General features: G+C 71.1%; 1 protein-coding gene. It reads right to left on the bottom strand.

Annotated elements, in window-relative coordinates:
* Window positions 1–6,165, bottom strand: a 6,165-nt coding sequence (locus C1A38_RS29990; protein ID WP_146017654.1) for a non-ribosomal peptide synthetase, incomplete at both ends; no start/stop codon positions are given.

Raw genomic sequence — 6,165 nt, 5'->3', positions numbered from 1 at the left:
GAGCCCATCCGGGACAGCAGGGCGGCGAACGCGGCCTGCAACACCATGAACACCGACGTACCGGTGGTGCGGGCCACCCGCAGCAGCGCCGCATGGCCGGCCGCGTCCAGGGTGAACCGGACGGCGTCGCCACGGTGGCTGGCACGGGCCGGCCTCGGCCGGTCGGCCGGGAGGTCCAGGACCTGCGGCGCGTCGGCGAGGGTGGTGCGCCAGTAGTCGAGTTGCCCGGCGAGCAGGCTGTCGGGGGCGTTCGCGTCGCCGAGGAGATCCCGTTGCCAGCGGGTGTAGTCGGTGTAGCTGACCGGCAGCGGAGTCCAGCCGGGTGCGTGGCCGGCGGCGCGGGCCTGGTAGGCGACGGTGAGGTCGCGCAGCAGGGGCGCCATGGAGGCGCCGTCGCCGGCGATGTGGTGGAGGACGACGACCAGCACCTGGGGAGCGCCGGTGGGTCGGAGGAGCCAGGTCTTCAGCATCGGATCGGTGCTGAGGTCGAAGACGTGTCCGACAGCGGCCTCGACGGCCGCGGGTAGCTGGTCGGGGGTGAGGTCCTCAACGGTCAGTCCTGGTCCGGGGTCATCGAGGATGACCTGGTGGGGTTCGCCGTCGATGGTGCGGAAGACCGTACGCAGGGCGTCCTGGCGGTGCAGGACGTCGGTCAGGGCGGCGGCCAGGACGTCCGCGTCAAGGTCGTGGTCCAGTTGGAGTGCGACAGGGATGTTGTAGACAGCGCTGGGGCCGTTGAGTTCGTTGATGAACCAGAGCCGGTGCTGGGCGTACGACAGCGGCACCGGACCGGTCGACTCGGTTGCCACCAGCGCGGGCCGTACGGGCGTGCCAGCCAGTTCCCGGATGCGGTGCAGCAGTCCGGCCGGGGTCGGAGCCTGGAACACGTCCCGCACCCCGATCTCGGTGCGGAAGACCACCCGGATCCGGTTCACCAGTCTGGTGGCGAGCAGTGAGTGTCCGCCGAGGTCGAAGAAGCCGTCGTCGACGCCGACTGCGGGGACGACCAGGGCCTCGGCGAACAGGTCGCACATGAGGTGCTCGTTGGGAGTACGGGGGGCACGTCCGGTGCTCTGGCCGTATTGCGGTGCGGGCAGGGCGCGACGGTCGAGTTTGCCGTTGGCGGCCAACGGCAGCCGCTCCAGCACCACGAAGGCGGCCGGCACCAGATGGGCGGGGAGTGTCTCGGCCGCGGCGCGGCGCAGCTCGGCCTCGTCCAGCTCCGACCCCTCCACAGCAGGCGTCAGGTACGCCACGAGCCGTTTGTCGCCGGGCCGGTCCTCACGGACGATCACGGCCACCCCGCCGACGCCAGGCTGTCGGGCGAGCACCGCCGCGATCTCACCGGGCTCGATCCGGAATCCCCGGATCTTGACCTGGTCGTCGGCCCGTCCGACGATCGCCACCGCGCCGTCGCGGGTCCAGCGGGCCAGGTCGCCGGTGCGGTACATCCGGGCGCCGGCCGGATCGAACGGGTTGGCGACGAAGCGCTCGGCGGTCAGCGCGGTCTGGCGCAGGTACCCGTCGGCCAGCCCGGTACCGGCGACATAGATCTCGCCGGTGACGCCGACCGGGACCGGCCGCAGCTCATCGTCGAGGATGTAGCAGGCGCGGTTGACAAGTGGCGCACCGACCGGGACCGGCGCATGGTCAGGCGGTGCCTGGACCTGGTGGCAGTTGGTGAAGATCATGCTCTCCACCGGCCCGTACGCGTGGATCAGGCGCTGTCGGGGCAGCAGACGGCGGGCCCGGGCCAGGTGCTCCACCGAGGGCGCCTCACCACCGGTCATCACCTGCCCGACGGCGGCGAGCGTGTCGGGGTACTCGTCGAGCATGACGTTGAACAGCCCGGCCGACAGCCACATGGTGGTGATCCCGTGGCGGGCGACCAGTTCGGCGATCCGGGCTGGCTCCGGCCGCTGGCCGGGGTGCAGCACGCAGCTGGCGCCGTGCAGCAGCGGGCCCCAGAAGTCCAGCGCGAACGCGTCCCAGGAGACCGGCGCGCTCTGCAACCACACCTGGTCCGGTCCGAAGTCGACGAAGTCCTGGCCGGTGAGGGTTCCGACGATGGCTCGGTGGGACGCGAGCGCCCCCTTGGGCGTTCCGGTGGAGCCGGAGGTGAACATGATGCAGGCCGGGTCCCCGGGGTCGCCGGCAGGTAGGGCGGGCACACCCGCCGGTGCCGCACCGGGGACGGCGCCTGCCTCGTCGACCAGCACGGTGACTGCGGGACGCGCCGTGCCGAGCCGACCGGCCAGGTCGTTCGCGGTGACCAGCGCGGCCGGTGCGGCGTCGTCGGCCAGGGCGGTCAGCCGGGCGTCCGGAAATTCCGGATCGAGCAGGGCGTACGCGGCACCGGCGCGCAGCGTGGCGAGGACGGCGACGGCCATCGGCAGGCCACGCTCCAGCAGCACCCCCACGATGTCCCCGCGCCGTACGCCGACCGTCACGAGATGCCGGGCGAGCCGGTCGGCGGCGATGTCGAGTTCGGCGTACGTCATCCGGGTGTCGCCGTCGATAAGCGCGATCCGGTCCGGGCCGGTGGCGACCTGGTGGGCGAACACCTCGGTGACCCGCAGGTCCGGTGCGGAAACCCCGGTGTCGTTGAAGGTGTTCAGCAGGGTGTGACGCTGGTCGGCGGTGAGCAGGTCGTGCCGCCCGACGGGGGCGTCGGGTGCGGTGGCGAATGCGCCGAGCAGCCGGATGAAGGTGGCGCAGAGGTCGTGGACCGTCTCGGTGTCGAACAGGTCGGAGGCGTACTCGAGGATGCCGTCCATCCCGTCGGGGGCGCCGGTGGGGTCCTGCCGTTCGGCGACGGAGAGGGTCAGGTCGAACTTGACGGTGCCCATCTCGAACCCGACCTCGGTGCCGGCGAACGGGGATCCGTCGGAATCGGCCCCGACGGCGTTCCGGACCATCAGCATCACCTGGAACAGCGGGTGATGCGCGGTGGTGCGGGCCGGGTTGAGCTCCTCGACGAGACGCTCGAAGGGAATGTCCTGGTGCTCGTATGCGGCCAGGTCGGTCTCCCGAACCCGGGCCAGCAGTTCGGTGAAGGTGGGGGCACCGGAGACATCGGTCCGCAGCACGAGGGTGTTGACGAAGAACCCGACCAGGTCGTCGAGGGCCTCGTCGTCCCGACCCGCCACCACGGTGCCGATGGGGATGTCGGTGCCGGAGCCCGTCCGGGACAGCAGCACCGCGAAGGCGGCCTGCACCACCATGAACATCGACGTGCCGGCGGCACGGGCCACCTGACGCAGCGCGGCATGGGTGGCCGGGTCCACAGTGAACGGGACGGCGTCGCCCTGGTGACTGGCCCGCGCCGGGCGGGGCCGGTCGGCGGGCAACTCCAGCACCTGCGGTGCGCCGGCCAGGGTGTGCCGCCAGAAGTCGAGCTGCCGGGCCAGGAGGCTGTCCGGGTCGTCGGCCGCGCCGAGCAGATCCCGCTGCCAGAGGGTGTAGTCGACGTACCGTACCGGCAGGGGCGCCCACTGCGGTTGCTGTCCCACGGTCCGCGCTGCGTACGCCGCCGACAGGTCCCGCAGCAGCGGTGCCATCGACATGCCGTCACCGGCGATGTGGTGCAGGACCACCACCAACACCTGGGGCGCACCGGCCGGGCGCAGCAGCCAGACCCGTACGGGGATCTGCGTGGCCAGGTCGAAGACGTGTCCGGCCGCCGCGTCCACCGCCGCCGACACCTCGTCGGGGGTCAGGTCCCGCACGGTCACCTCGGGGCGTACCCCGTCGAGAACGACCTGATGGGGCTCGCCGTCGGTGACCTGGTAGACGGTGCGCAGCACCTCCTGCCGTTCGACGACGTCGGCGAGGGCCGCCGCCAGGACGTCCGGGTCGATCGCCTGGTCCAGTCGGATGGCGACGGGGATGTTGTAGATCGCACTCGGGCCGTCGAGTTCCCCGAGGAACCAGAGACGGCGCTGCGCGTAGGACAACGGCACCGGGCCATCCGGTGCGGACGCCACCAGCGCAGGCCGCACGGGCGTACCGGCCAGCTCACGGATCCGGTCGAGAAGCCCCAGCGGGGTCGGCGTTCCGAAGACGTCCCGGACACCGATCTCCGTTGCGAAGACCGCCCGGATCCGGTTCACCAGTCTGGTGGCCAGCAGAGAGTGTCCGCCGAGAGTGAAGAAGCCGTCGTCGATGCCGACCGTGGGAACTCCGAGGACCTCGGCGAAGAGGTCGCACATGAGCTCCTCGTTCGGGGTGCGGGCGGCACGGCCGACGCGCTGCTGCTGCTGGGGGGCGGGCAGGGCGCGGCGGTCGAGTTTGCCGTTGACGGTGACCGGTAGCTGATCAAGGACCACCACCGCCGAGGGGACCATGTAGTCGGGCAGGGTCCGTGCGGTTCGTTGCCGTACGGCCGCCTCCCAGTCGGCGTCGGTCCGGGCGGCTGCCCCGTGGGCGGGCGCGATGTACGCGACGAGCCGCTTGTCGCCGGGCCGGTCCTCGCGGACGATCACGGCGACCTGACCGATGGCCGGATCCGCGGTGATGGTGGCTTCGATCTCGGCGAGTTCGATGCGGAAGCCGCGGAGTTTGACCTGCCCGTCCGCGCGGCCGACGAAGCGCAGCTCACCCCGGCCGTTCCAGGCGACGAGGTCACCGGTGCGGTACATCCGGCCGCCGGCCGGGTCGAACGGGTCGGCGACGAAGCGTTCGGCGGTCAGCCCCGGTCGGCCGAGGTAGCCGCGGGCGACCTGCTCGCCGGCCAGATACAGCTCGCCGGTGCCGCCCAGGGGCACCGGGCGCAGCCGCTCGTCGAGCACGTACGTGCGGTTGTTGTCCAGCGGCCGGCCCAGGTGGACCCCGCCGAACTCGCCCCGGTCGGTGTCGAACCGCTGCTGGTGGGAGGCGAAGGTGACCTCGGTCGGGCCGTAGCTGTGCACCAGCACCGTGTCCGGGCAGTGTTCCAGCACCCGCGCGACGGCGGCGGGGGAGGCCACGTCACCTCCGGTCCAGACCTCCTTCAACCGGGCCAGGGTGTCCAGCCCTTCGTCGGCCATGATGTGGAACAGGCCCATGGTGAAGTAGGCGGCGGTGACGTCGTACCGGGTGATGGTGCGCGCGATCTCCGCCAGGTCGGCGCCTTCGCCTGCCGCGATGACGAGTTCGCCGCCGAGCAGCAGCGGCACCCACATCTCGTAGGTGGAGGAGTCGAAGCCGTAGTTGGAGTGCACAAGCATCCGCCGATGGTGTGCCGCGTTCCAGCAGCGGTCGTTGACGAGTTCGCGAACGTTGTGGTGGGTGACACCCACGCCCTTGGGGCGACCGGTGGAGCCGGAGGTGAACATGACGTACATCAGGGACTGATCGTCCAACGGCAGGTTCAGGTCGTCATCGCGACTGCCGGTCTGATCATCGGTCGGGCTGTCGAAGGCGACGACGACGGTGCCGTGTGTGTGCTCTTCGGCCAGTGCGGGGTTGGTGCTGGCGTGGCTGTCGACCAGGAGTACGGGGGCGTTCGCGTCGGTCATGATGGTGCGTACCCGGGCTGGTGGCAGAGTGGTGCCGACCGGTACGTAGGCGGCTCCGCACTTGAGTACGGCGAGGCTGGCGATGACGAGGTCGGCGCCACGGTGCATGAGGACGCCGACGGTGGATTGTGGTGTGACGCCGGCCGCGACGAGTCGGTGGGCCAGCCTGTTGGCGCGTCGGTTCACTTCGGCGTAGGTGAGTTGTTGTTCGCCGAAGGTGACGGCGGTGTGGTCGGGGGTGCGCCGGGCCTGCTCCTGGAAGGCTTCGTGGACGCAACCCCGGGTGGGCGGGACGGTGGTGTCGTTGTAGGCGACGAGGAGCTGGTCCCGCTCCTCGTCACTGAGCAGGTCGAACTCGCTGACGCGTCGGCGCGGGTCGGCCACGGCGGCGGTCAGTAGCCGGGCGAACCGGTCGGCCAGCATCGCGGCGGTGTGCTCGTCGAACAGGTCGGTGGCGTACTCGAGGAAGCCGTTCAGTCCGGCGGGGGCGCCGCTGGTGTCCGCCTGTTCGCGGATGGAGAGGGTCAGGTCGAACTTGACGGTGCCGATGTCGAAGGGGATCTCCGTACCGGCGAAGGGCGATCCGTCGGGATCGGGCTGGGCGGTGTTGCCGACCATCAGCATGATCTGGAACAGGGGGTGGTGTGCGGTGGTGCGGGTGGGGTTG

Source organism: Verrucosispora sp. ts21 (assembly GCF_002879555.1).
Taxonomy (GTDB): Bacteria; Actinomycetota; Actinomycetes; order Mycobacteriales; family Micromonosporaceae; genus Micromonospora; species Micromonospora gifhornensis.
The sequence above is the reverse complement of the archived record's forward strand: the minus strand, read 5'-3'. Positions and strand labels throughout refer to the sequence as shown.